Below are 25,813 nucleotides of genomic sequence, written 5' to 3' on the forward strand. Positions count from 1 at the left end.
ATAACAACGACAGAATAAGATTAAATCTAAAAGGAAAGAGCCCGGTACAATACCGAACTCTTTTCTATCGAAATATTGTGTAATTTTGTCTAAACTTTTGGGTGCAGTCTAAGCTTTTGTACAGGGAGTTTTATTTTTTGAGAGAATTACTTTAAACTTTCCGAAGATTACTGCAGGTACTTTGCTACTTTGTCTTCTAAATCTTCAAGATTAAAAGGTTTGGCAACATAATCATCCGCCTGCGCTTCCTGCGCCAGAGCCACAATGTCGTTATTTGCCGTTACATAGATCACGGGAATGCTTTTAAATTCCTGATGATTCTTCAGAAGCCTTGTTGCTTCCACTCCACCAATTTTGGGAATCCAGTTGTCCATAAGGATAACATCCGGCTGGAACTGTTCTACTTTCTCCAAAATGTCATGTGAAGTTTCCGAAATTTCGACCTGATAACCATTTTCTTCAAAAATGATGGTGATGACTTCTAAAATAGTTTTATCATCATCAAAAATCAAAATTTTCTTCTTATTCATATATACTTAACTTTAGTTAGGGGTTACATTTTTTTATAACTGATTGATGTAATCTGCCAGATTATCGGGTTTAATAATGAGGTCAAAATCAATCTCTTCTACGGCGTGTTTCGGCATATAATCCACTTCTGCGGTTTCAGGATCCTGAATCCAGACTTTTCCGTTATTTTTTTTGATGTATGCTAAACCTTCCACTCCGTCTGCATTGGCTCCGGAAAGCAGTACACCAATCATTTTTTCACCATACACTTCCGCTGCAGATTTAAAGGTGACATCAATGGAAGGGCGGGAATAATTCATTTTTTCCGAGCTGTCCAGAGACATCAGGTTTTTATTTTCAAACAATAAATGATAATCTGCGGGAGCAATGTAAATTTTATTGCTTTGAATTTCTGTTTTATCCTCAATCTCAATAACTTCTACAGGCGAAAACTGCTGCAGCAAGGTCTGCAGAATGTTGTTGGAATGTGCCTTTCTGTGAACCACCAACAGAATTACAAAATCCAGCTTTTCCTTTATTTTTTTAATCATTTCGAGAATGACCTGCAAGCTTCCTGCGGAACCTCCGATAGCAATCAGTTCAATATTTGTATTATTCGTTTTCATGATAAAACAGCTTACTGATGATCTACTTTTTTCCAGATCTTCTGATCATCCACCTGATTATAATTTTTATCTAATTTAGAAAATCTAAGCGTTTCTTTTGCACCTAAAGCTAAAAAACCTAAATTTTCCAGACTGTTGTCGAAAAGACGGAAGACTCTTTCCTGAAGTCCCCGATCGAAATAGATAAGAACGTTTCTGCAAATAATCAGCTGAAAACTGTTGAAAGAGCTGTCTGAAACGAGATTATGCGTAGAAAGAATCAGCTTTTCCTGAAGGCTTTTATCAAATTTTACACTGTCATAATTCGCGGTATAATAATCTGAAAAATCTTTTTTCCCGCCCGATAAAATGTAGTTTTCGGAATACAGCTTCATCTGCTGTAAAGGAAAAACTCCCGCTCTTGCTGTTTCCAGAACAGAAGGATTAAGATCTGTGCCGTAAATTAAAGATTTATGATACAAATTGGCTTCTTTCAGCAAAATAGCCATGGAATAAGCTTCTTCACCTGTGGAACATCCTGCCACCCAGATTCTGATGAGCGGATACGTTCCCAGTTGTGGAAGGATCTTTTCTCTTAATGCTTTAAAAAACTGAGGATCGCGGAACATTTCCGTTACGTTTACGGTAATTTCTTCGATGAATCTTTTCAGGTATTCCGGATCATTAAGTATTGTATATCTTAACTCTGCAAAGCTTGTAAATCTGTCGATCAGGCATATACGGTTCACCCTGCGCTTGAAAGAAGCGCGGCTGTATTCTGAAAAATCGTAACCATACATATCGTAGACATCTTTTATGAGATACTCTACTTCTTCATCTTTTACAATACTTGGTTCCAGCATTTACGATAATTTTTCTATAGCGTTCATTAAAAGGTCTACATCTATCGGCTTGGAAACATAATCTGCAGCTCCCGCATCCAGACATTTCTGGCGGTCTTCCGGCATTGCCTGTGCAGTAACTGCGATTACAGGAATATTGCTGATAGAAGGGGTATTTTTTATCATCTTTATGGCTTCATACCCATCCATTTCCGGCATCATCATATCCATCAGAACCACATCAAAATGGTTGTCTTTATTCAAAACTTCAATGGCTTCCTGTGCCATTGTACTGCTTTCAATCTGGTAGCCTCTGGCTTTCAGGGTGAGCTTTAAAGCAAATATATTGCGCGGATCGTCGTCCACGATCAGAATTTTTTTATTCATCAGAATTTTAGCTGTTTAACTTTCATATAACCAAACACGAAGTAAGGATAGTAACTGATCGATATCCACCGGTTTGGAGATATAATCTGAAGCCCCTGCGGTAATGCATTTTTCACGTTCTCCGATCATGGATTTTGCTGTAATGGCAATAATCGGCAGTCTTTTGAATTTAGGCATTTTTCTGATTTCCTTGATTGCCTCGTAACCGTCGAGTTCGGGCATCATCATATCCATCAGGATAACGTCTACATCAGGATTTTCTTTAATCTGCTGGATCGCATGGTTTCCGTCCATAGCAACCACAACTTCTACTTTGTATTTTTCAAGCGCTTTGGTAAGGGAGAAAATATTTCGGACATCGTCATCGGTAATGAGTATTTTTTTACCGCTTAAAACTTCCGTAAGCGATCCCATTGTTTTGCTTCTTACATTTTCAATGGAATTATTTTTCTCCTCCACCAGATGCAGGAACAATCCTACTTCATCCAGAATTCTCTGGTAAGAATGTGCTGTTTTTACAACAATGGAGTCTGCATACTGTTTGATTTTTAGTTCTTCGGATTTGGATAAATTTCTTTCGGTAAAGATGATGATCGGAAGATTTTCTAGTCCTTCATAACTTTTTATGGATTCTATAATTTCGTATTCGTTTCCTCTTGAAGCTCCGATGTCCAGAATGACGCAGTCTACATGATTGGCTGTTAAAGCTTTTACGCTGTCTTCCACATTATTTTCTACCGACAACGAAATATTGAAATTGCTGAGGAAATAAGACAATGCGCTTGCGTGTTTTGCGTTTTCTTCTACAATTAATACTTTCTGCGGACCTTTTTTAAGGGCTTCTTCAATTTTTCTGAAAACATCCGTCATCTGATCCAGTGCTACAGGTTTGCTGATAAAATCAATCGCACCTTTCATGAGGCTTTCATTTTTTACATGAAGTGCAGACATCATGTGTACCGGAATGTGCTTTGTTTCCGCATTGGATTTTAAATCATCCATTACCTGCCATCCGTCTTTTACAGGAAGCTGAACATCCAGCAGAATTGCCTGCGGACGATATTCCAGTGCAGCAGCAAGACCGCGGTCTCCTCTTACTTCAATCACAGCTTTATAGTTCTGCAAATGAGCATATTTCAGCAATGCTTTGGCAAAATTGGTATCATCTTCGATAATCAAAATGGTTTTATCTCCTTCCTGAATGGTATTTCTGTCGTCGTCCACATTTTCAGGAATCTGAAGTGTATTCACCGCTTCTTTTTCTTCCGTCTGTTTTTCATCAAGAATATTCTGGATTTCTTCAACATCTTCACGGATGATTTCTACCAGATTCTGATCTTTTTCAACCTGAGGAACTTCAGGAACTGCTTTTACAGGAATACTTAAACTGAACTCACTTCCTTCATCCACTTTACTTTTTAAGGTAAGCTCTCCGCCTAATAATCTGGCAATTTCGCGACTAATGGATAATCCGAGACCTGTGCCGCCGAATTTTCTCCTTGTGGAACCATCTGCCTGCTGAAATGCTTCAAAAATGATTTTCTGTTTGTCTTCAGCGATCCCGATTCCCGTATCTTTTACGGAAAAGATTATAAAATCTGCTTTTTTAGGATCTTTTTTAATATTTAAATCGATGCTTCCTTTTGTAGTAAATTTTAACGCATTCGATAATAGGTTTCTCAAAACCTGATCGACTCTTAAACGGTCGGTTTCAATGTTTTTCTGAACGGATTCGTCGATATTGATGTTAAACTCTAGCTTTTTCTCCTGAAATACCGGATTGAAAAGATCTTTTAAATCTTTTATCACATCATTGATCACCACATCCTGATATTCAAGTGTCATTTTTCCTGATTCTATTTTTGCAAGATCCAGAATTTCATCAATTAACGTTAGTAAACTGCTTCCTGAGCTTTGGATTACTTTTGCAGATTCTATCTGATCTTCATTAAGATTTTCATCCGGATTTTCTGCCATCAGCCTGGAAAGGAGGAGAATTGAATTCAGCGGTGTACGAAGCTCATGAGACATATTTGCAAGGAATTCCGACTTGTATTTTGTACTCAAAGCCAGTTCTTCTACTTTTTTCTGAATTTCTGTGTTGCGTTCTGCAATCAGATGATTTTTTTCTTCCAATAATCTTGAACGTTCTTCCAGCTCTGCATTTGCCTGCATTAATTCTTCCTGCTGAACTTTCAGCTCTTCTTCTGAAGCCTGAAGTTTCTGCGTCTGTGCTTCGAGCTCGGTATTCAGATTTTCAAGTTCAGAATGCTGTACCTGCAGTTCTTCCGACTGCGCCTGTGTTTCTTCCAGCAACTGCTGTTCTTTTTCACGGCCTTTTGCTGCACTTAAAGCAATTCCTATATTTCTGCTGCACTCTACGAAATAATTGACTCTGTCTTTTTCAAAGTTGGTAGTTGAACCTAATTCCAGAACTCCGATGATGAAACCGTCGGCAAAGATCGGGATCAGCATAATTCCGTAAATCTGAATGGTGCTGCTTGCAAAGGTTACCACAAAATCATCTTCATGAAGATTATTGTATACCTGAGTTTTTTCGCTGACGAAAGTCTGCCCTACCATTCCTTCTCCCGGTTCGAAAACTTTTTTCATGTTGTTTTCCAGACCGAAAGCGATGTTCAGTTTTAGTAAACCTTCATCATACAGATAAATTGATCCGTTGATGCAGTTTCCATATTCAATAAGCTGATGAAGAGATGCTTTGGCAACGTCTTTCACCGATTTGTTTCCTACGAGAGATTCATTAAGAATGGCAAGACCTTTCTGTCTCCAGTCGCTTTTATTAATGGTATCGAAAGACAATTTCAGGGATTCCGTCATATTATTTAAAGAATCTACCAATTCTCCGAGATCATCTTCTGCCGTATCTACAACTCTCTGGTCATAATCTCCGTTGGCAATTCTGTTGGCAATCTGCTTAATGGCACTTACTCTTCTGGACATTTCCTGATCTTTTGCTTTCAGCATTTTTTCAAGTTTGTCTCTTCTGATGAGATCTGCTCTTAATTTGATGTAGAAAAATGCAGTAACCACAACTGCTGCGATAGAAGAAAATATAATGAAGAAAACGGTAGTTCGGGAAGATTTATTAAGATCTTTGGTTTTTATGGCAAGCTGATTTTCTTCGTACTGAGAAAATTCTTTTACAATCTGTCTGCATCGGTCCATATGCTGCTTGCTTTCCTCGATCTGTTCCTGCGTCATCATGACTCCTCTTCTTCGGTTTTCTACAAAGAGCTTCATGTTGGCAAGGTTGATCTCTACATTTTTCTCCAGCAGATCCAGAAGTCTTTTCTGATGTGGATCTGTAATTCCGAGACTTCTTGCATATTCAAAGGTTTTGGAATATTCAGAAATACTTCTTTTAAAGGGTTCCAGAAAACTTTCCTGACCGGTAAGCTGATATCCCCTGTTTCCTGTTTCCGCATCCAGAACAGCCACCAAAACATCTTTTACTGCCGTTACGACACGTCTGCTTTTACCAACACTTTCGCGGTGATCCATCTGGTTCTGTATACTGAAGTATGAAGCCAGTGAACTTGCGATCAGGATCAGGATGGAAAATCCTACCCCGAACTGAAGATTTCTTATAAATTTTTTCGGCATGGAAAATTAATTTAAAGGTAAAGTGAAATAAAACGTAGATCCTTCATCAACTTTGCTGGAAACTCCAATATTTCCGTGGTGCTGTTTGATGATTTCGGAACAGATGAAAAGACCGATCCCCATTCCCTGAAACTGGAGTGAAGACTCTTCTACACGGTAAAATTTATTGAAAACAGCTTCCTGCTTGAAATCCGGAATCCCGATTCCGAAATCTGTAACACTTACTCTTACTTCCTGTTCTTCTTCATCTACAAAAGTGGTTACAATAACCTGATTGTTCTGAGGTGAATATTTTATAGCGTTCGTTAAAAAGTTGATGAGAACCTGCTCGATACGGATTTCATCTAGCGGAATTAAAATATCCGGTTTTACTCCGTCTCGTTTGATCTTCACTCTGCTTTCGTGCGTCTGCACTATTGTATCTATTGCGTTGCTGATAACGCCTTCCAGATTTGTAGGTTTTTTGGTGATTTTCAGCTTTCCGTTTTCGATTTTGGAAACGTCAAGAAGATCTGTAATTAAAGTATTCAGTTTTTCGATCTGATCCTGTACTTTGGTAAGAAAACCGGCTTCTGCACTTTCTTTATCAAGTTTTAACTTTCTTTCCAGCAGCTGTACGTATGCTTTTATACTGGTTAAAGGTGTTTTTAGTTCGTGGCTCGCAATACTCAGGAATTCATCTTTTTCTTTTTCCACCTTCTTCTGATCGTCTATATCTGTGAAGGTTCCTACCCAGTTTTTGATTGCGTTTTCCTCGTACACGGGAGTTACGCGTAAAAGATGGTAGCGGAAATCGCCCGTTTCTCTATTTTTTATTCTGACTTCAAGATCTAAGGATTTTCCTCTTTTCCTGCATCGTTCAAATTCTTCTTTAATTTTATAATCATCCGGATGGGTTTCGGGAAAGTCTTTTTCAGAATCAGAATACTCATACCATTTACCGTTTACGAAATCTACTGTTCCCTGCTCATTCAGGGTAAAAGCAATCTGAGGGAGAGATTCAAGCATTAAATGAAAATGATCGATCTGCGATTTCATAGTTACCTGGGATTCTCTTCTTCCTTTTACCTCAAGCTCAAGACTCTGCTGCGTTTTTTTCATCGCAAGATTCTGCTCCTGAAGGTTGTAGAAAGTTTTTACTTTCAGCATGAGAATTTCCGGATCTACAGGTTTCGTTACATAATCTTTTCCTCCGGAAGCGTAGCCGCGTGTGATAAATCTTTTCTCGGTATTCACAGCCGACAGAAAAATGATAGGTACTTCTTTTGTTTTGCTGTAGCCCGCTAAAGTTTCTGCCACTTCAAAGCCATCCATATCCGGCATTTGAACATCCAAAATAATCAGTGCGTAATCATTTTTCAAAGCTTTTATTAAAGCTTCTTCACCGGAATCTGCTGTTTCCACCTGAAAATCCTTGGATTCGAGTAATTTTTTGAGTGAATAGAGATTACTTTGGTTGTCATCAACAATTAAGATCATATAAACTTTAAATCAATAATTAATTATATTTACTTCAGCTTCAAAAATACTCACAATATTTCGAAAAACAGGAATTTTTTACCTATTATCAAAACACATACCACAATAGTGGAAAAAAATTTTATCATCTGTAAATTTTTTAAAAAAAATCAGGATTTTTTTTCTTTCTTCAATTCAGTGATTTAAGAGTAAAATTTTAACCACATACCACATTTTTAGTTAAAATTTTAATTTAATAAAATTATTCACGGCACAGTGTTTGAATACAGGATAACAACACTTTTTCACTTAAATATATTTTTCAAAATTAACCCACGTTTTATTGCGTGGGTTTGTTTTATTGTTCTTATATTTGCAGTGAATTTCTCATGTTTAATTTGAGTTTTCATGGTTATTAGTTTTTATCCCCGCCGAAAGTCGGGGATTTTTTTATGTATTTTATTCAACATATTTCACTTTTTTAAAGCACTTATTTTCTGAATATTATTCTTAAATCTCATCAATTTGTTTAAAAAAGTAAAGATGATGGCACAACTTGTGATATAAATAAGGCACACTTAAAATCATAGATATGCCGATACAGATACAAGTTGCCCAATGTACAGAATGCAAAGGCTACACTTCCGCTGCCCCACTCGATTCCAAACATACTTATCATCCGGAAATCGTCGACCATTTTTTATATCATGGCGAACCTGCGTTTACACTGGATCAGAAAACTTTTGATAAATACAGAAACTTAGAAAATACAAAAGTCATCATCATGGATCTTGCTGAACATGAAAAAAATGATCATCTGAATTGTAATTGCGCAAAGAAAGCCATTCAGAAAAGGGTATATTCTCAAAAGGAAGTTTACAACATTCCCACCAATCATTTTGTTTCTGAAAAACAGGAAACTGATAATGAAATCTATTTTAAGGATCTTTATCACACCTACAATAACTTTCACGGACTAAGTTCTGCCAATCATTATGGAAGTTCGGGCAGAAAATTCCGTTAACTGAAATATTCGATTTTATCCTTTCCTATTCAAGTATTTAAGAATGTAAGCTTTACAACTTACCTTAAATACTTCTTTTTTTTGATAAAATTAATCTATCAGAAAATTAAATTCTTTTCTGTATTGAGAGGGACTTTTCTGTGTATATTCTTTGAAAGTCTTATTGAAATAACTGAAATTATTAAAGCCGGATTCAAAGCAAACCTCAGTAATGCTTAAAGGCTGCTCGGCAAGAAGCTTGAGTGAATGGGTAATTCTGTATTCGTTAACAAACTGAGTAAAGGTCTTATTGGTGATTTTTTTAAAGTAACGACAAAATGAAGGCACTCTCATATTAGCAAGATCCGCAACCTGCTCCAGGGTTATCTGTTCTTTAAAATGGTCTTTCACGTAATTAAAAATAAGATTGATTCTTTCATTGTCTTCAACCTGTGTCTGAAGGTAATATTTTCCGGCATTGAGAATTCTGTAATCTGAGGTTGAAGCCAAAGTATCCAAAATCTCCAAAAATTTCACAAGTTTTTCCAAAGAGGAAGACTCGTGCATTTCTACGATTTTTTCTCCTATTTCTTTTTTAATATTTTCAGAAAAAACAATTCCTGCCTTTGATTTTTCCAAGAGGGCAGAAATTCTCTGCATTTCGGGAAGTCCGAAGAAATGTTCTCCTAAAAAATCGGGTTTAAACTGAATAACCATTTCGTAATCGTTATTGGTGTTTTCATTCGTCATTCCGCAATGCGGCAGATTACTTCCCATAAGCACAAGATCTCCGTCTGAAAAATAGGAAATATTACTTCCTATCTGTCTTTTTCCGGAACCTCCGCATACAAAAATCAGCTCTATTTCCGGATGATAATGCCAGACATGAGATTTTATATTTTCGTTACGAAGGAATTTAAGACTTGTAAAACTGCTTCCAATATTGGGTTTTACAGCTTCAAAAGCAGGATGCGAATGTTTCATAGCCAACGGTTAAATCATACACAAAATTAACAAATATTTATTAATTAATAAAAATAAAGGTTAAAATAAAACATAAATATGAAAATTGTATGGTAGCAGCTGTCTTAAAAGAAGTCTACATTTGCAATATAAATAACTGATAATAAAACCCTTATCATTATGAAAAAATTATTACAGTCCGTTTTCTTTGCAGGATTTCTTTTTGTTTCTACAGAAGCAATGGCTAAAGACAGAGATTTTTCTCTTTCTTTTGGAACGACAACATCCAAAACTTTAAGTTTTGAATTGAGCAATGCTAAAAATCTATCGCTGATTATATATAATGATTCTTACGGGGAGGTTTTTTCGGAGAGGCTTGAGAAAGAGGATTCCGTTATTAAAACCTACAATCTTGAAGATTTAACAGAGGGAACCTATTATCTTATAGCGGAATCTGAACAAAAGATCGAAAAATATAAGATTAAAATCAGTGATGATCATACGGTAAATATTGAAAAGACTCCTTTCGCGGTTATCAGTAAACCGGAATACAGCATTTCCGGAAATATTGTTAATCTGCATATTGCCAATCTGAAAAATAAGGTAAATATTTCCGTAACCGATTATTCGGGAAATACGTATTATTCTTCCGTGAAAGAAGGAAATGCCAACGAACTGAATATGACTTTTAATTTTGATCCTAAAACTGCAGATCAATACATCATCAGTATTGAAGAAAACGGCAATACATTCAACAGAACAATCACTTTAAAATAAGAGATTCTATACATTTCCGTATACTTATATCGGAATTAAAATTTTACGTACAATTAGTTTATTAAGGCAGCTTTTCTTTTTTAAATCACGGAGAAATGGCTGCCTTAATTTTTTTTAAAATTATCTTACTGATATTAAGTAGCTTTTAATATTTCTCAGCAAAACCTGAAAATTTATTTTGTGGGAATAAAAAATCTTTCTATATTTGCACCACTGAAAACAACGATATAATCGGAGTTTCTGGAGAGTTGGCAGAGTGGTCGATTGCGGCAGTCTTGAAAACTGTTGACTGTAACAGGTCCGGGGGTTCGAATCCCTCACTCTCCGCAAAAAAAATCCTTCAAAGTAAATTTTGAAGGATTTTTTATTATCCCATCTGAAAATTCAGGCGTTCTCATCATGCGCAGCATCTACGGGTTTAGATTCTGGGGAGCCTTTTTCACGGAGCCAGATGGAGAGAACGACCAGTGAAAATACCGCAAGAAATTCGCTTTGCCAGTTTTGAAAAGATTCAAACCAGAATCTGGAATCCACAATATACTGTAACGCTGTTGCTGTCTCTTTATTTTTCATAATCTGTTCTTCATTATAATCTTTCAGACTTCCATAAAAATGCATCAGGAAACTCGCCAAAAACAAAACCGCAAATGCCGTCGATAAGGAATGCTTATACAATTGAAGCCAGATTCCGCCTTTTTTTACTGCCCATGGAGCTTTCGGATGCACTTTAGGCTCTCTGTCAACCTCCTCTTTTTCATCTAAGGATTTAGATTCGCTGGATCCTTTCTGCCTTAAAGAGACGGTAAGAACTACATACAGCATCATTTGCAGAAATTCGCTTTCCCAATTTTCAAATGTTGCCTGAATAAAATGTCCGCTGTGGATGTACTCTGCTATTGACAAAAGAGATTTCCCATTTTCGGCGAGTTCCTTATTTTCTGTTTTCCAGCCTGTAAGAAACTGACCCAACAAACAGATTATCATAAAAATAAGCAGGACAATACTTAAACTGTTCCGGTAAAAAAAAATTTCTTTTAGACATTTCAGAAAAAATTAAGAATTCTCATCAGAATCAACCCTTTGAAGTCCATTTACGGCAGGTGCTGTTAATATTTTACCATTAACATTAAATCTTGAGCCATGACAAGGACAATCCCAGCTCAACTCCGCACTGTTCCACCGTACATCACAATGTGCATGAGTACAGCTGCTTTTTAACAGATGTACTTTTCCATTCGATTCTTTGTAGAGCGCATAAGAATTCCCCTCATACTTTACTACTTTAGCTTCACCTTCGGTAATTCCTCCCAAAGATTCAATCTTTTCTTTTAGAAGTTTGTCTTTGATAAAATCGAATGCAGCCGCAGCAGTTTCTTTTATAAAATCTGCCATTCCCGCAACCGGTTTAATTCTTGAAGGATTAAAAAGATCTGCATATTTATTTTCGCGTCCGAGGATGAGATCGGTTATAATTTGTGAGGACAGCGTTCCGAAAATCATCCCGTTTCCTCTGAATCCCGTTGCAACGAAGACACTCCCGTTACTTCCCGGACTTTTTCCGATGTAAGGAAAGCCATCTATCGGTTCATAATACTGACTTGACCAGCTAAAATAAACAAGATCAACTTCAAAATATTTACGAACGTAATTTTCAAGTTTTGAAAAACATTCTCCTGTATCTTCTGCGTGTCCGGTTTTATGATCTTCTCCTCCAGCAATCAAAAGTGTCTCACCGCCAATTGTCTGAGTTCTGTAATAATGATAAGGATCTACAAGATCATACCCCAGTTCCGTCGGATAGTTTTTATTTTTTAAGCTGAACGCCATTGCATAGCTTCTGTAAGGTGCATTTACGAAACTCAGCACATTTTTACCGGGAGGAATGTGTGTTGCATAAACAAGATTTCTGGCTCTGATCTTTCCTTTTGAGGTCGTTACGATAATGAAATCCTCCTGCTCTTCATGATTTTCACAGAGACAATCTTCTAAAATTTCGCCTCCAAGATTTAAAAAAGCTTCACACAGCGCCTTTATGTATTTTATCGGATGAAACTGAGCCTGATTTGGAATAAGTACCGCGTTTACAAAAGGAACAGGAAAGGGAATTTCTCTTGTAAAATGCATCGTGTGATTTACTTTTGAAGCTCCTTCCACAATATCTTTCAACTGCTTATTCTGCTTTTCGTCGAGCGCAAAAAGGTAAGCCGATTTATGTTCAAAATCACAGTCTATATTAAACTGTTGAATATTGTTTTTTATCAGTTGAATCGCATCCTGCCCTGCTTTTGCAAATATTTTTGCATTGTCGAGACCAAAATCCTTGACAGCCTGCGAAAAAGTGGTATCAAAAAAATCATTAAGATGTGCCGTTGTTCCTCCAGTTGTTCCGAAACCTATATTTGATGCTTCAAGAATGATGCATTTTTTTCCTTCCTGCTGAAGTTTCAGCGCCGTTGAAACTCCGGTAATACCGCCTCCGACAATTGCTACATCATACACCGTTTCAAAATCCGGATCGGAAGAGAAACTTTTAATTTCTTCCTGCCAAATGCTTTTCCTAGCTCCGTCTCTGTTCATAATTTATTGTTTAATTAAAATCCGAAACAATTAATCCTTGTTTACTCAGATTATTGCAGCATATAATATGTGATCATCAACTAAAATTTATCATTTTTGAATTGACAACTAATTATAAATTTGCATTTATAAATCAGTCTGAAAGATCATCTATCTCAAATTTACAATTTCAACAAAGTATTGATTTATGACCGCAGTCATGAAATTTCAGGAATAAATTGTTTTATCAGAAACTTCAATAAAAAACCTTCAAATTAAAAATCTGAAGGTGGTATTTTTGGATCATTGCATTTATTAAGCATTATCAGAAGTGCCGGATTTTATTTTCACAAACATATAAGCCAACCCTAATCCCAATCCCGCCAAAATTGCCATTTTTGTCTTTCTGGAAGGAACCGGAAGCATTGTTTCTCCGTAAATCCGGTGAGGTTCCGAAGATGGTTCTAAAATATTGCCTGAATCTGAAGGAGCATTTTTCACCTTCATCATAAGCCTCATAACTGCTGAAGCACTGTTAATTACAGGCTTTGGAAATAATCCGTACACATTTTTCAATACCATAGACGTAAAATCAGGAAACAAATCTTTTTTAGGATTTTTAGCTAATTCTACCATTTTAGCAGCTGTATCTCTCGGATCTGCCGCAAAAGGAGGAATTTTAAAATCCAGCCCAGAATATTTTGCAGAATGCATATTTCCAGTTGAACGCTGGATCTGCGGATAAATATTACAGATATGGATCTGCGGAAAATCTGAAATTTCGCCTTGAAGACATTCCATCAGTCCACGAATGCCAAATTTTGTGGACGAATAAACCGCACTGTACGGAGCAGGCATAAAACCGCCGATAGAGACATTATTAATTAAAATTCCTTCTTCCTGGTTTTTAAAGACAGGCAAAGCACTGTACGCGCCATGCATATAGCCAAAAAGATTAGTCTTAATCACCTGTTCATTGATATCCATTGGAATTTCTTCGAATTTTCCGCTCGACATTACCCCTGCATTGTTTACCCAAATATCTATTCTGCCGTTGAACTGCAATGCTTTGTTGGCTAAATTCTGAACATCGCCCGCAATAGAAACATCCGTTGGAACAGCCATCGCCGTAACGCCTAAATCCCTGCACAGAGCAACTGTTTCGTCCAGAGCTTCCTTACCTCTTGCCGCAACCACAATATTACAGCCTTCCAAAGCAAATGCTTCCGCAGCTGCTCTTCCTACTCCACTGCTTCCTCCGGTAATTACTACGGTTTTTCCTCTGAGATTTTTTTGTTCATTATTAGAATTCATTTTGTGATGGTTTTTGGTTAACTACCCATAATCAACCTATTATTATGCCATAATGAGCATAATTTTCAAGTTAAATTTAAATCTTGTGAATAATTTTAACTGGAATTCCAATTTCCACTTTAAAGTCAATCTTGTTTTAAACTAATCATTTAATAATATAAATTTTCGTTAATATTCTTAATTAATCTTAAATAATGTAGCCGCTCTATTTTCTTGGCACAATATTTTAATATTCTCTAATACTCATGTTTAATTTGAGTTTTCATGGTTATTAGTTTTTATCCTCAGATTCTCTCTGAGGATTTTTTATTTTTCATCAACCAGTTTTAAAACAAAAAAAACAGACCTTAAAAAGATCTGTTTTAATAAATTATATGTCGCTTTAAGTATGTTTATATTGCGTAAGCTCCTTTGTTCTGAAAAACATTAATGACTTCCGTTTTATTATTAACTGTATTGCAAATAACTTCGACCGTAAAATAAGAGACTTCATAAAGTACATATTTCACAGAATTTACTGTTCTTTCGCTCATGACACGTCCTTCATTCATCACGAAACTGCACTGTGCCTGATTTGGCAAATTTTTAAAATCGTAGTAAGAAATCATAGCTTTGTTTTTTAAGAGTTTCAAATAGATATACACAATTTCTTTGCCAATTTTCTTTAATAAAGTTAAATTTTTAAAATTTAAATGAAAATACCCTAAAACAGCGATTATATTCACAATATTTAATACGTATTAATACAGCATTTTACAGGAAGCTTTTTAGTAGAATTTCTCCGATCAGCTTATCAAAAGAAGTTTATCTATATTCAAAGTTGCTGCAGTTGTATTTTTGTCATTTTCAATATTGCAGATCTCTATAGGAAAAACTTTATCTTTTATTATCGATTTCAACACTATTTCAATTACTTCGAACTGAAAATGTAAAGTATTCTAACAATCTGAATTTCCACCCCGAAAATGCTATTATTACTCTACAAAAAAACAAAACAACAATTTAAAAATCAACACCTTACAATATTAAACTTTTAAAAACATTGAATATTATAAACGTGTAAATATTTATATGTAAATTTATTCATTAAATAAAATTTTTGGCTTAACTATACAAAAATCAATACAAAACCCATTAACAAAGGATTATAGTTCAGATATTGATTAAAATATTTCATTATGTAAATAAAAAATTTTACTTTTAATCAGAATTTTTAATAAATATCATAATGGTCAGAATTTTCCTTGTGGATGATGATCCATTCTTCGGAGAAATGCTAAAATATCATCTTGAGCTTAATCCTGATTATGAAGTTTTTCTTTATAGTTCGGGCAGAGAATGTCTTTCTGAACTTTACCGGAATCCTGATATCATTTGTATTGATTTTGGACTGCCGGACATACAGGGAGATGACCTTTTTAAGCAGATTAAAGGCATATATCCAAGCCTGCCGATCATCGTGATCAGCGGTCAGGAAAATATTTCCGTTGCTATAGATTTCCTAAAACAGGGAGCAAAAGATTATATTGTAAAAAATGAACATACAAAAGAACTTTTGTGGAACTCCATCATCCGTCTTAGAGAAAATATCTCTTTAAAACAGGAGGTCGAAGAACTGAAAGATGAACTTGAAAAAAAATACAGTTTCGAGAAAACGATCATCGGACAAAGTGAATCTATTAAAAATATTTTTTCAAAAATTAATAAGGCTCTGAAATCCAACATTAATGTCTCTGTAACCGGAGAAACGGGAACCGGTAAAGAAGTTGTAGCAAGGGCAATTCATTACCATTCCTCCCGAAAAAACAAACCTTTTGTTGCGGTAAATATGGCAGCAATCCCAAAAGATCTGGTAGAAAGTGAATTTTTCGGACATGAAAAAGGCGCATTTACAGGCGCTACAGATAAATCGGTCGGAAAATTTGAACAGGCAAACGGCGGAACTATTTTCCTGGACGAAATTGCAGAACTGGATCTCAATCTTCAGAGCAAGCTTCTCCGCGCTTTACAGGAAAGAGAGATTACAAGAGTTGGCGGAACTCAAAAAATAAAATTAGATGTAAGACTCATTATTGCCACTCATAAAAACCTTGCAAATGAAGTAAAAAAAGGGAATTTCAGAGAAGATCTTTATTATCGTGTTATTGGTCTTCCGATAGAATTACCGCCACTGCGGGAAAGAGATCAGGACACTTTAATTCTTGCAAAACATTTTATTGATCTTTTTGCCAAAGAAAACAAAATAAAACCACTGAGCCTGTCTTCGGATGCCAGAAAAAAACTTATGAAATACAGTTTTCCGGGGAATATAAGAGAACTGAAATCTGTAGTGGATCTTGCCTGTGTAATGGCAGAAGGCAATGAAATAACCGCGGACGATATCAGCTTTTACAGCCTGGAAAAAGAATCCGAAGTTTTTCTTTCTGAGCAAAAGACGCTGAAACAGTACACTACAGATATTATTCTTCATTTTCTGAAAGAGAATAATAATGATGTTATTAAGACGGCCAAAATATTAGACATAGGAAAATCCACTGTTTATAACCTCATCAACAGTGTAGATCTAAAAAAAACTAAAGAATAAATGAAAGTTGCTAAACTACTTTTTGCAGGCGGAAACTGGATATCTGAAAGAAACGATGATGAACTGGACGATCATAAAGTTCAATTGATACTGGGATACGGCTGCCGAAACATCCTTGAAAACCCAGATTTTTTTAATATCATAAAAACAAAGTTTCCAAACGCGGAAATTGCCTTATGTTCTTCTTCGGGAGAAATTTTCTGCAATGAAGTATTTGATGAAACTGTAACAGTTACCGCCATTGAATTTTTCTCTGCACAGATAAAAACCCAACAGATTGATATTAATGATTTCCAAAACAGTTATGAAGCCGGAAAAGCACTAATCGGAAATCTGCCTCATGAAAACCTCAGATGGGTCTTTGTTTTGTCGGACGGAAGCAAAGTGAACGGAAGCCAGCTGGTGAAAGGCCTTAATGAAGGACGGCCGGAAGGCGTATTAATATCCGGAGGATTGGCGGGTGACAGCGACCGTTTCGAAAAAACCGTTGTAGGTCTTAATGAAGCTCCGGTGAGCAATAAAATCGTTGCCATTGGTTTTTATGGTCATACGCTGAAACTTTCTCACGCATCATTTGGCGGCTGGGAAAGCTTCGGGCTGGAAAGAACTGTTACCAAATCCCAAAACAATATCCTTGTTGAGATCGATAATAAAAATGCTCTTGACCTCTATAAAAGCTATCTGGGAAAATATGCAGAAGAGCTCCCAAGTTCTGCCCTGCTCTTTCCATTATCTTTAAAAATTGACGAAGATTCTGCTCCAGTGGTAAGAACCATACTTTCCATCAATGAAAAGAATAACATGATGATTTTCGCAGGAGATCTGCCGGACGGAAGCCATGTAAGATTTATGAAAGCCAATCTGGACCGCCTCATTGATGCTGCGAATGACGCTGCCAATGCATGTCTTCAGATGAATCCGGATCCTAAACTGGGGATTATTGTAAGCTGCGTTGGAAGAAAAATGGTTCTAGGAGAGCGAGTTGCTGAAGAAGTAGAGATTGTGAGAGATGTTTTGGGTGAAAATACCTTTCTTAACGGCTTTTATTCTTATGGAGAAATTTCCCCGGTGAAGCCTTTCGGAGACTGTGCACTTCACAATCAGACAATCACCATCACCACTGTAAATGAAATACGATAGCTATGGAAATCGATTTGCACAATTTACTCAGAAGACAGATTAAAAGACATCTGCCCGAAGATTGCCACAGCGACCCGAAATTTAAGAACTTTATTAATGCAATCAACGATTCTTATAAATCATTTGAGCGCGATAAAGAACTTACCGATCATGCATTCAGGCAAAGCGAAAAAGAATATAAAGAATTGTTTAATGATCTGAAGAAAGAAAATGAACTCAAGCAGGAATCCATTTCGAGCCTTTATGAATCATTAAGCTTACTGGATTATTCTTTTGATACGAAAAAAAATAAAGACCTTAAAGAACTTTCCTTATATCTGGCAGAACAGCTTAAAGAGCGAAAAAGAGCGCAGGATAACATCAAACGTCAGGAAGAAAAATACCGCAACATTATTGCGAATATGAATCTCGGGCTTATTGAGGTGGATAATGATGAGATTGTACGCTATGCAAACCAGAGTTTCTGCAACGTTTCAGGCTTTGAGCTGGACGAAATTATCGGTAAAAATCCTTCGCAGCTTTTTGTACAGGGTGAAGCCAATCTGGAATTTATACAGGAACAGATTGACCTTAGAGAGAAAGGAATTTCCAGCGTTTACCAGCTTCCTATAAAAAATAAAAGAGGCGAACTGAGATGGTGGGCAATCAGCGGTGCACCCAATTATGATGATCACGGAAATCTGTTAGGCTCCATAGGTATTCATCTTGATATTACAGACCAGAAAAAGCTGGAAGAAGATCTAAAACAGGAAAAATCTAAAGCAATTGAAGCTTCCAAGGCGAAAGAGGTATTTTTAGCCAATATGAGTCATGAAATCAGAACTCCGCTTAATGCCATCATCGGTTTTCTCCGGGAACTTAAAAGGCTTGATCTTACAACAACCCAGAATCAGTTTGTAGAAAACAGCTTCAACGCCGCGCAGCATCTTTTATCCATCATTAACAACATTCTGGATATTTCCAAAATAGAATCCGGCGAAATGTCTCTGGATAATACTGTTTTTTCGCTGAAAGAATGCATCAGTAATATCATCAGTATTCTTCAGCCCAAAGCAAGACAGAAAAAAATAATGCTGAAAGCTAAATTTTCTGATGATCTTTTTTCAGAATTCAAAGCCGACGCCCTGAAAATAAAACAGATTTTGTATAATATTATCGGAAATTCCCTAAAATTTACAAACGTAGGAGAAATACGGGTAGAATGCAGTGTCATAAAAGATTTCCCCAACCATCAATCTCTTCAGATCTGTATTATTGATACCGGAATAGGAATGAGCGAAGAATATGTAAAGCAGATCTTTAAGAAATTTAATCAGGAAGACAGCTCTATTTCCAGAAAATACGGAGGAACCGGTCTCGGAATGGCAATTACCCGGGAACTTATCTACCTGATGAAAGGAGAAATTAAAATTAAAAGTAAAAAAAATGTAGGAACTGAGATCAGTATTTTTCTGGATATGGATAAAAGTAAAGAAAAAACAACATTGAAAAACATTGAAGTAAAAGAACATGTTTCCATTGAAGGAACCCGTGTTTTGCTGGTGGAAGACAACGAACTTAATCAGCTTGTTGCCGAAAATTCTCTTACCCACTTCGGATGTGAAGTTACAAAAGCAGATAATGGCAGAAGAGCCATAGATATTCTTTCGAAACAGCAGTTTGATATTATTTTAATGGATATTCAGATGCCCGAGCTCGATGGTATTGAAGCCACTAAAATCATCCGTAAAGATTTCAGGCTTACCACACCCATTATTGCGCTTACAGCAAATGCCTTTAAAACAGAAATAGACAACTGCATTGCTGCCGGAATGAACAGCTACATCACCAAACCCTTTGATGAAGATGAGCTTCTGAAAGTAATTTATAAAAATATTAAAATGCAGAATGCCCCGGAAATCAATGATTCGGGAGCAGAAAAAGTACTTTATGACCTTAAAAATATTCAGGCTTTAAGCCGGGGAAATGAAGATTTCATTCAAAAAATGCTTTCCATATTCATTACTCAGACGCAACAGACGATTCCTTTGGTAGAACAGGCATTTGAAGAAAAAAATTATGCAGAAATATCACGTCTTATTCACAGAATAAAACCAAGTATTGAAGGAGTCGGAATCTACTCCATCAAAGAAACCGTAAAAGAACTTGAGGTAAAATCCAAAGAACAACAGACAGATTTTACGGAGCTTTACACCATGTTTTTAGAGGTGAAAAACACACTTTCCGCCGCCATACAACAACTGGAAAAGGAAATAACATAGTTTTATTCCAAAATATGGAAAACGTCTTTATTTTGGAATTTAACCAATTAAATAAATACTGATTATCAATAACTTAAATAAAGGCACGGTAATCGCGTTATCATTATCAAATAAAAGAGATGGAAACAAATAACAAAAAATTGAAATTTTTTATTGTAGATGATGACAGATTTTGTGCTACAGTTTATGAGCAGTATTTAAAGAATAACCATTACGAAGATATTACCTCATTCAGCAGCGGAGAAGAATGTCTGGACGAGCTTTACCAGAAACCCGATATTATTTTTCTGGATCACAACATGGAAGATCTTAACGGCTTTGAGGTTTTAAAAAAGATAAAAAGATACGATCCGAACATTTACGTAATCATGGTTTCTGCGCAGGAAAATATAGACACCGCAGTAAACGCCCTGAAGTACGGAGCATTCGATTACATCGTAAAAGATGCTGATGTATGCGATAAAATGACGGATACAATAGAGAAAATATTAAAAATTAAAGAAGAATTGTCTCAGAACCAACGGAAAGGTTTTAGAAAATTCTTTACAGTTTTATTTTAAATCTTATGTTAAAAAAACTCACACTATCATTCTTTTTCCTGATGCTTCTGGTATCCTGTAAAACGTACAATGTACTTGAAGAAGAGCAGGCTACCCGAAATATGCAGGATTTCAGCTATGATCCGAATTACGAATACAGAATCCGTAAGGACGATAAAATTACGCTTTCCGTTTGGGGTGAAGATGATTTAAGTGTGGGCTCCGTGTACGGAATTTACAATTCTAATGAAGTATACGGAAAATGGCTTCTGGTAGACATCAACGGAAATATAGAAATTCCAAAATTGGGAACTACTCCAGTTGTAGGAAAATCGGTTCCGGAGCTGAAGGAAGAAATAAAAACAAAGCTTAAAAAATGGCTGGTAAATCCTATCGTGGATGTAAAGGTTCTGAATAAAGAGATTGCAGTGATGGGTGAAGTGAGAAACCCTGCTGTAATTCAGGTAGATAAAGACCAGAATACTTTACTGGAGCTTGTTTCCAAAGCGGGAGGATTTGAAATGTACGCCAATTTAAAATCAATTAAAATTCTGCGGCAGGAAGGGGAAAATGTTCGCGTAACCAATATTGATCTTACCAAAATGAAAGACGTTCCCAACCAGAATATCCTTCTTCATCCGGGAGATTACATCATTGTTCCTTCCAAGAAAAGTAAAGATTTCGATAAAAGAATTTCAACCATTATTCCTTTCGCAACCGTTACTTCCGCAGCAGCCATCCTCATAGGATTATTATAAAACTTATTACCATGAACAACGAGAATGTAAGATTTCTGAAACCGCTGTTACGAGGATTTCCTATCGTCGTTCTCGCAATGATTATTGCGGTTTTGGCAGCAAAAAAGTACCTTAACTACGTAACACCTATGTACGAAAGTACTGCAAAACTGAAACTTGCAGATACACAGGAAGGTGTACCAAGTGCAAATCTCTTCAAAGATTTCGACGTTTTTGCTACCCCAAATAAGATAAGCACAGAAATTGAAGTTCTTAAATCTACATCTTTAATTGAAAAAACACTTGAAAAACTACCTTTTTCCACCGAAATTTACAGAAAAGGAAAAGTACGCTCCGTAGAACTCTTTAATGATTCTCCGATAAAAGTTGAGGGCTTTTTAACAGATGAAAAAAATTACGATAAAAAATTCAGCATCCACGTAACATCAACCCAGAATTTTACGATAGCTGCTTCAGACTCCACAAAAGAAATAAAGGGAACTTTCGGAACGCCCACAGATATTAAAGGAGGAAAAATTCTCGTTACTAAAAACGACAGCCTGCTTCAGGCTAAACCTGCTGCTAAAATCATCGATCATTATGAAGTTGAATTCCTGAGCAGAGAAAAACTTTTGGACAAGATAAATAAGAATCTTGATATTGTTTCGGTGGATAAAGACGTTCCCGTCATCAGAATCAATTATAAAAGCAACGTTCCGGAAAAAGCCAGTCTTCTCGTGAACACACTTGCAGAAACATATATTGAAGATTATATTGAAAATAAATACCGCGCTGCCAATACAACCGTAGATTTTCTTAAGGGAGAAATCGGGCAGGCAAACAACAAACTTAGCGATGCAGAAAACCGCATCGAAAACTACAGAGACAGAAAAAATATCATTAATATACCGCAGGAAACAGAAACCGATCTTAGAAAGATCTCTCAGCTTAAAATCCAGAAGAGCAACCTGAAAATGAATCTGGATGCGATTAAAAATCTCAACAGCTATATTTCTGAAGGAAAAGACAATTATCTTGAACTTGCCCCAAATTTTGAAGCATTCAACGACCTTCTTTCTACGGAAATGATTAAAAATATGAAGCTGCTTCAGGCTGAAAAGAAGGAACTCCTGCTTACTTATACGCCCGAACATGAAAAGGTAAAAGTAATTGATGCTAAAATTAAAGATCTTACTGATTATCAAACAGAAAGCATAAGAAATACACAGAGAAATTTACAGATTAAGTATAACGATATCGACCGCGACATCCAGATTGCAGAGCAGGCTTTTATAGGTCTGCCTGAAAAGGAAAAACTGCTGAACATCATGAACCGTGAGTTTAATCTTTACGAAAAGAATTATAATTTCCTGAACGAAAAAAGAATAGATGCAGAAATTGCAAAAGCGGCAAAAATTTCTTTTCATAAAATTATTACAAAAGGAGAGCTTCCTAAACAGCCGGTTTCACCGATGCGCTCCATCATCATCATTGTTGCAGCCATTATGAGTATGATCGGGTCTATTGCGCTGATCTACGCTGTACATTTTGCAAAAGCCAAAGTAAATGATGTGTATACCATCGAAAAAAACAGCACCATTCCTGTTGCATTTACAACCCCTTTTATTAAAAACAGGGAAAACATAATGCATCACTTTCTCGAGAACGTGCTGGAAATGGAACTGAAAGAAATTATTAAAGATAAAAATCTCATCTGCATCACTTCTTATGATAAATCGAAACAGCATTTGTTTCATTCAAAAAACATCATAAAAGCTTTGCAGGCGCAATCCAGAAAAGTACTGGTAATTGATGTAGCGGGAAATTTAGAAAATATTGAAAACATTGATTATATCGACTTTTCAGAAGAAAAAAATTTAAGATTAACTTCCACGGACATTGAGAATCTGATCCGTGAAAGAATGACAGGAAACGAAATCTGCATCATCAATAACCAGTCGATAAAACAAGGAAAACTTCCTTTATTATTCCTGAAAATGGCAGATCAGAATCTTTTTGTTTTAGACAGCCGAAGAACAGCCGAAAAAACAATTATGAACGTAGAACTTCTGAAGGATGAATACAAACTGACCAATCTGTGGTTTGTTCTGAATAAAGAAGGCTACAACCCGAGTTTAATGACCTCTATTAAACGTTTTATAAACAGAAAAATATCGTGAAAAAGCTTACAGAAATATTTCGCAGACCCACATCTCTGGTTTTCGCAGACCAGCTGATTTTCAGCGGAAGCAATTTTCTTCTGACGTTTTTACTTGCCAGAAAACTGAATATTTCAGATTTTGGTCTGTTCTCGTCTGTGCTTTTGGTTACGTATCTTTTGGTGGGCATCTGCAATGCCATTGTAGTACAGCCTTTCCAGATTCTTGCAGCAAAAGAATACAGTAAAAAGTCTCTGGGCTTCGTTTTTCAGGCAGCGGTACTTTTAATTCTTATTTTTGCTGCTCTTATTTTTGCTGTTAAATTTATACCGGTTTCTGCACTGTCATTTTTCAAAGAGAATACAGTGGCAATCATTGTTTTTGCAGCAGCGTATGTTTTTCAGGACTTTATGAGAAAAGTTTTACTTACGATAGACCGCATACAACTTGTACTTTTTATCGACAATATTTTTCTCATTGTTTTTCCTTTAATATGGTTTGAAAACAGTCTCGATTTAGGAAAAAGCCTTCTGATTATAGGAATTGTTAATGCCATTGCTTCCCTTCCCGGAGTTTGGTATGGTCTGAAAAATGCAGACTTCAGCTTCAGTAACGCTTCCCTGTTTCATTATCATTTTACAGAAGGAAAATGGCTTTTAAGCGCTTCTATAGTTCAGTGGTTTTCGGGTAATTTCTTCACTCTGGCTGCGGGAATCTATTTAGGAGTCAATGCTTTGGGAGCTTTGAGGCTGGTTCAGTCATTTTTCGGGGTTATTAATGTCATTCTTCAGACCGTTGAAAATTATTACCTTCCGAAAACAGCGAAGCTCCATTATCAGGACAAAAAAGAAGAAAAAAAATCCCTGCTTTTCAGTATGTCGAAAGGAATGCTGGTTTTAGGAATTCTGATCATCGGTTTCTTTATTTTTTCGGAACCTCTCATTACGTTATTGGGCGGAGAACAATACAAGCAGTATGGTTTTGTAATTAAACTGGTTTCGGTACTATATGTCGTAATTTTGTACAGCTACCCTACCCGGCTTTCCATAAGAGTACTGGAGCAGAATAAAGCTTTTTTTACAGGATACTGCATTTCGTTTGTGTTTTCATTACTCAGTTTTCATTTTTTACTAAAATACGGAGCACTTTACGGCGCAGTTGTGGGACTTGTGATTAATCAGATTTTAATGATCGTGTACTGGAAAATTTTACTTAACAGAAAACAGATTTCAGTATGGGCATAGTACATTTGATATTAGGAAAAGCTAACCCTGAAAAGATGAACGGCGTAAATAAAGTCGTTTATAATATCGCGACAAAACAGGCCGAAAATAAACAGGATGTAGAAGTTTGGGGAATCTCCGAAAATACAGAGGTTAATTACCCCGAAAGAAACTTTAAAACGAAGATTTTTAAACGGAAAAAAAATCCTTTTTCCATTCCGGAAGATCTTCAGAAAGAAATTATTAACAGCAGCGAATCTACAGTTTTTCACCTTCATGGCGGATGGATCCCTGTATTTTCGTCCTTAAGCAGATTTTTGCGAAAACACAGATTCAATTATATTATTACGCCCCACGGAGCGTACAATGCTGTCGCTATGCAGAAAAGTATGATTACCAAAAAGCTTTACTTCGAGTTTTTTGAAAAAAGCGTCATCAAAAATGCTTCAAAAATTCACTGCATCGGCGAAAGCGAGATGGAGGGTTTACAGTCGATTTATACAACCCGAAAAGGTACTTTGATTCCCTATGGATTTGAAAGGATAAAGGATGAAGTCTGTTCTAATCCGTATAAAGAAACTTTAATTTTCGGTTTTATCGGAAGGCTGGATATTTACACAAAAGGTCTGGATCTGCTTGTGGAGAGTTTTGCTGAATTTTCTAAAGCGGATCCTTATTCTGAATTGTGGATTGTGGGCGACAGCGATGAAAAAGATGAACTTCATCAAAAAATAAAAGCACTGGGAATTGAAGATAAAACAATTCTTTTCGGAAGTAAATTTGGAGAAGAAAAAAATGATCTTCTGAAAAAGATGGATATTTTTGTGCATCCTTCCAGAAACGAAGGATTGCCGGTTTCGGTAATCGAAGCCGCAAATTTCGGCAAACCCTGTATTGTTACAAAAAATACCAATATCGGCTATCTTGTTGAACAATACAATGCGGGAATAAATATTCCTTCACCTAAGACAACGCTTCTTACCAAAGCATTTTTCGATATTTCCAAAATATGGAAAGATCAGCAGAATTATGAAAAGATCTGCGGAAATGCAGTACAAATGGTAGAAGAAGCTTTCGACTGGAATAGAATTCTTCATGAAATGAATACCAAACTCTACAACTGCTGAA

The 25,813-nt window shown here is 36.2% G+C and carries 22 protein-coding genes and 1 tRNA gene; 12 read left to right on the forward strand and 11 right to left on the reverse strand.

The features are described from left to right. Nucleotides 1–83: IS3 family transposase (locus tag WFH39_RS21190; RefSeq protein WP_442891700.1), on the forward strand; the 83-nt coding region annotated here is incomplete at its 5' end. 84 nt (nt 84–167) lie between these two features. Here WFH39_RS21190 and WFH39_RS07030 read toward each other — a convergent pair. Genes WFH39_RS07030 through WFH39_RS07055 form a run of 6 tightly spaced genes read right to left on the reverse strand, consistent with a single transcriptional unit; the run spans nt 168 to nt 7,450 of the window. Beyond that, nucleotides 168–530, reverse strand: a complete 363-nt coding sequence (locus WFH39_RS07030) for a response regulator (RefSeq protein WP_214589556.1) — start codon at nt 528–530, stop codon at nt 168–170. Between the two features lie 33 nt (nt 531–563). Further along, nucleotides 564–1,136: a chemotaxis protein CheB gene (locus tag WFH39_RS07035; protein ID WP_235130973.1), complete on the reverse strand. Its 573-nt coding sequence runs from the start codon at nt 1,134–1,136 to the stop codon at nt 564–566. Between the two features lie 11 nt (nt 1,137–1,147). Continuing rightward, entirely contained in the window at nt 1,148–1,978 is an 831-nt protein-coding gene (locus WFH39_RS07040) for a CheR family methyltransferase (protein ID WP_214589554.1), read from the reverse strand. Next, nucleotides 1,979–2,344: a response regulator gene (locus tag WFH39_RS07045; protein WP_214589553.1), complete on the reverse strand. Its 366-nt coding sequence runs from the start codon at nt 2,342–2,344 to the stop codon at nt 1,979–1,981. Between the two features lie 15 nt (nt 2,345–2,359). Beyond that, on the reverse strand, nt 2,360–5,971 hold the full coding sequence (locus WFH39_RS07050; RefSeq protein WP_336689326.1) for a response regulator: 3,612 nt from the start codon (nt 5,969–5,971) through the stop codon (nt 2,360–2,362). Nucleotides 5,972–5,977: 6 nt separating this feature from the next. Next, entirely contained in the window at nt 5,978–7,450 is a 1,473-nt protein-coding gene (locus tag WFH39_RS07055) for a hybrid sensor histidine kinase/response regulator (protein WP_336689327.1), read from the reverse strand. Between the two features lie 571 nt (nt 7,451–8,021). Here WFH39_RS07055 and WFH39_RS07060 point away from each other — a divergent pair. Beyond that, nucleotides 8,022–8,453: a hypothetical protein gene (locus WFH39_RS07060; protein WP_336689328.1), complete on the forward strand. Its 432-nt coding sequence runs from the start codon at nt 8,022–8,024 to the stop codon at nt 8,451–8,453. Between the two features lie 90 nt (nt 8,454–8,543). Here the strand turns inward: WFH39_RS07060 and WFH39_RS07065 are convergent, their stop codons facing one another. Further along, on the reverse strand, nt 8,544–9,416 hold the full coding sequence (locus tag WFH39_RS07065; RefSeq protein WP_235130977.1) for an AraC family transcriptional regulator: 873 nt from the start codon (nt 9,414–9,416) through the stop codon (nt 8,544–8,546). A 159-nt stretch (nt 9,417–9,575) separates the two neighbouring features. On the opposite strand from WFH39_RS07065, the gene WFH39_RS07070 reads away from it, so the two are divergent. Together WFH39_RS07070 and WFH39_RS07075 are read left to right on the forward strand one after the other, a co-directional pair. Continuing rightward, a complete protein-coding gene (locus WFH39_RS07070) occupies nt 9,576–10,172 on the forward strand; it encodes a hypothetical protein (protein ID WP_336689329.1) in 597 nt (198 codons plus the stop codon). 242 nt (nt 10,173–10,414) lie between these two features. Then, a tRNA-Ser gene (locus tag WFH39_RS07075) sits at nt 10,415–10,499 on the forward strand. 57 nt (nt 10,500–10,556) lie between these two features. Here WFH39_RS07075 and WFH39_RS07080 read toward each other — a convergent pair. From WFH39_RS07080 to WFH39_RS07095, 4 genes are all read right to left on the reverse strand, one after another. Further along, complete coding sequence (locus WFH39_RS07080; protein ID WP_336689596.1) at nt 10,557–11,219, reverse strand: DUF6766 family protein; 663 nt, start codon at nt 11,217–11,219, stop codon at nt 10,557–10,559. Nucleotides 11,220–11,225: 6 nt separating this feature from the next. Then, on the reverse strand, nt 11,226–12,749 hold the full coding sequence (locus tag WFH39_RS07085) for an FAD-dependent oxidoreductase (RefSeq protein ID WP_336689330.1): 1,524 nt from the start codon (nt 12,747–12,749) through the stop codon (nt 11,226–11,228). A 294-nt stretch (nt 12,750–13,043) separates the two neighbouring features. Beyond that, nucleotides 13,044–14,042 carry an SDR family oxidoreductase gene (locus WFH39_RS07090; protein ID WP_336689331.1) on the reverse strand — a complete coding sequence of 333 codons (999 nt, stop codon included), beginning with the start codon at nt 14,040–14,042 and terminating at the stop codon, nt 13,044–13,046. A gap of 392 nt (nt 14,043–14,434) precedes the next feature. Beyond that, a complete protein-coding gene (locus WFH39_RS07095; protein WP_214589542.1) occupies nt 14,435–14,650 on the reverse strand; it encodes a hypothetical protein in 216 nt (71 codons plus the stop codon). Nucleotides 14,651–15,270: 620 nt separating this feature from the next. Here WFH39_RS07095 and WFH39_RS07100 point away from each other — a divergent pair. The 8 genes from WFH39_RS07100 (at nt 15,271) to WFH39_RS07135 (ending at nt 25,812) form a co-directional block, all read left to right on the forward strand. Continuing rightward, nucleotides 15,271–16,626 (forward strand): sigma-54-dependent transcriptional regulator, encoded by a 1,356-nt coding sequence (locus WFH39_RS07100; RefSeq protein ID WP_214589541.1) that lies wholly within the window; start codon nt 15,271–15,273, stop codon nt 16,624–16,626. Then, the gene (locus WFH39_RS07105) at nt 16,627–17,766 is read left to right on the forward strand and encodes an FIST signal transduction protein (protein ID WP_336689332.1); all 1,140 of its coding nucleotides are present in this window, start codon (nt 16,627–16,629) and stop codon (nt 17,764–17,766) included. Nucleotides 17,767–17,768: 2 nt separating this feature from the next. Further along, a complete protein-coding gene (locus WFH39_RS07110; protein ID WP_336689333.1) occupies nt 17,769–20,027 on the forward strand; it encodes a PAS domain-containing hybrid sensor histidine kinase/response regulator in 2,259 nt (752 codons plus the stop codon). 119 nt (nt 20,028–20,146) lie between these two features. Continuing rightward, nucleotides 20,147–20,587, forward strand: coding sequence for a response regulator (locus WFH39_RS07115; protein ID WP_336689334.1), 441 nt, complete (start codon nt 20,147–20,149; stop codon nt 20,585–20,587). Nucleotides 20,588–20,592: 5 nt separating this feature from the next. Continuing rightward, entirely contained in the window at nt 20,593–21,324 is a 732-nt protein-coding gene (locus WFH39_RS07120) for a polysaccharide biosynthesis/export family protein (RefSeq protein ID WP_214589537.1), read from the forward strand. An 11-nt stretch (nt 21,325–21,335) separates the two neighbouring features. Next, nucleotides 21,336–23,483: a GumC family protein gene (locus WFH39_RS07125; protein ID WP_336689335.1), complete on the forward strand. Its 2,148-nt coding sequence runs from the start codon at nt 21,336–21,338 to the stop codon at nt 23,481–23,483. Further along, complete coding sequence (locus WFH39_RS07130; RefSeq protein WP_336689336.1) at nt 23,480–24,706, forward strand: lipopolysaccharide biosynthesis protein; 1,227 nt, start codon at nt 23,480–23,482, stop codon at nt 24,704–24,706. Before WFH39_RS07125 ends, WFH39_RS07130 begins: the two co-directional genes overlap by 4 nt. Beyond that, nucleotides 24,697–25,812, forward strand: coding sequence for a glycosyltransferase family 4 protein (locus WFH39_RS07135; protein ID WP_336689337.1), 1,116 nt, complete (start codon nt 24,697–24,699; stop codon nt 25,810–25,812). The genes WFH39_RS07130 and WFH39_RS07135 overlap by 10 nt, the downstream gene beginning before the upstream one ends. Nucleotide 25,813: the final 1 nt, after the last annotated feature.

It is taken from the genome of Chryseobacterium sp. MMO-72 (genome assembly GCF_037146035.1).
GTDB lineage: Bacteria > Bacteroidota > Bacteroidia > Flavobacteriales > Weeksellaceae > Chryseobacterium > Chryseobacterium indicum.